The organism is Paraburkholderia humisilvae (genome assembly GCF_902859855.1).
Lineage (GTDB): Bacteria > Pseudomonadota > Gammaproteobacteria > Burkholderiales > Burkholderiaceae > Paraburkholderia > Paraburkholderia humisilvae.
Window position 1 is genome coordinate 1 of record NZ_CADIKH010000287.1, and the last position, 1,919, is coordinate 1,919.

Below are 1,919 nucleotides of genomic sequence, written 5' to 3' on the forward strand. Positions count from 1 at the left end.
CGTTACCAGCGACGCACGATCGAGTAGGCTACTGCTGGCAGAACAGCAGGTCCCATCCATGTGCTATCGGCAGGACAGTTGCAATAGCGACTTTGCAGGTCGCACCTGTACAAAAACACAGTATAGCACCCTGGAAGGGATTCGGGCGCGACACAGATAGCGAACGATCGTTCTTTAACGTTGCACCGGTGCAATCCACATTTCTTCGTAACGCTCCAAGTCATTTAACGCATTGCAATTTTCCATGGATTCCTAATCAATGCTTCACGGCCGTAAGCGTGATAAATTCGCGCCAGCTCAGCGATCCCGTTCTCGGAAGCCTCCCAGTTCAAACGAAAAACCATTTCTTCTCCCCTTTCGTCGCGGCCGTGTCCGTCGCCTCACTGGCCGCCTGTTCGCGAACAAATCCGCGCCAAACGAAGAGAATTTCGCTGCAACCGTTAACGCGCGCCTGGCGTCGAGCCTTGAACGATGCTTGCCTGCAATGTCGTGGCCTGCGTCTTCTGAACCGTCCGACCACGTCAATCCTTACGCCTTCTACGACACCGGGATGGCGTTTGCGAAAGCCGGACTCGCAACGGTAGAGGAAGCGCGGCCAAATTCATCAACCACCGCAAAAGGGCGATTTTTTCGCTTACCGACGAAGGGAGAAATGCCTCGACCCGTGAGCCCGATCACGAACTTTACTAGACTCCGCCTTACCCTGTTTGCCGGGGGCAGGTCAGAGCAGCGCCCTCGTCATCTTTGCATCGCCGAACACACTGGCCCACTCGGCGAAGCTCAGGTCGGTGGTGATGATGATGCTGGTGCGTTCATAGAGCTTGCTTGACCTTGCTGCGGGCATGTGCCCGGGAAGCGCGACGATTCATCAACTAATTCCTCAATTTGTCGGATCGTGCGAGATGTGTACTATGGAGTGGTGTCGGCTCACTCGTGCAAGACCTGCATTGCCAGCTTCTGAGCTGCGTCGATTGTCTGCTGCACATCAGCACACTGCAATTTGCAGGATTCTTGCTCTGTGGCTCGCTCATGGAGCAAGTATTTCGTTCTAGCCGAAGCGTTGTATCACTTCACAACGTCGTTCCCCATTTGAGTCCCTCGGCTATATCCCGCCCGCGGAACCTGAGGCAAATTACTATCGGCAACTTGAAACACCTGCCGCTGAACCAGCATTAACTTAAACCGACCAGCCTCCACGATTCCCCGGGCGGTTCAATGCTAGTAGATGCGGCTGAGTGCTCATGAGCGGATGCAAGGATGAACTGGGCTCGAACCGATGCCACTGAACAGGCAGCGGGCCCCTCAGGTCGTCGGTGGTGTACATGCCGACTCCGACTGCGTAGCGTTCTCCAGCCAACGGTTGCTCCGTGGGAATGCCAATATGGTGCAGTGCAGGTCAAGCCTTCCGCGTCTCATGTTTCTCCGTGTGGATGGCTCGCAATGGTTGGGTTATCCAGCGCAAAAATTAAACGAAGCGCCCTCGGTGAGAACGCTCTCGCGGCGCAAGCGCAAAGCGTACTCAGACGCGGAACCAGGCAATGTTCGCTTCGAATTTGCGAAGACGCCGGTCTTCGCGTTTCCGGGCCTCATACGAATAGTCGCTGTCGAGCGGCAGATTTGGCTCGTGAAATGTGGGTATCAGTTTGTGAAGCAGTGCAAAGATGTAGCTCATTTCAATCTCCAGGAAATTGGCGGTTGCCTTGCGTGACGATGATCGGGTGATGCATACCGAATGGTGGCAACGCTGCGTCGCGGAAACGAGGAAAGTAGGAGCGTGGGTCGTCTGCCACGTCATGACCCTCTTCGTCTAGAGAATGAAAGGGACTTCCCCGTCCCGAGGCTGCGGCGGAAGCCGCGAGTCGGCATCGACGTGCCATGATGAAGTTTCGAACGTTCATCAACACCAGCGAGAGGGGAAG

General features: G+C 55.4%; 2 protein-coding genes and 1 pseudogene. All 3 read right to left on the minus strand.

The annotated features are described in order from the left end of the window. Nucleotides 1-724: 724 nt before the first annotated feature. Nucleotides 725-826, minus strand: a pseudogene (locus tag HV796_RS41945) (ATP-binding protein); the annotation flags it as partial. Nucleotides 827-1,519: 693 nt separating this feature from the next. Continuing rightward, nucleotides 1,520-1,672: a hypothetical protein gene (locus HV796_RS43790; RefSeq protein ID WP_217478234.1), complete on the minus strand. Its 153-nt coding sequence runs from the start codon at nt 1,670-1,672 to the stop codon at nt 1,520-1,522. Between the two features lies 1 nt (nt 1,673). Next, nucleotides 1,674-1,919 (minus strand): hypothetical protein (locus HV796_RS43795; RefSeq protein ID WP_217478235.1); only part of this gene is annotated, 246 nt, incomplete at its 5' end.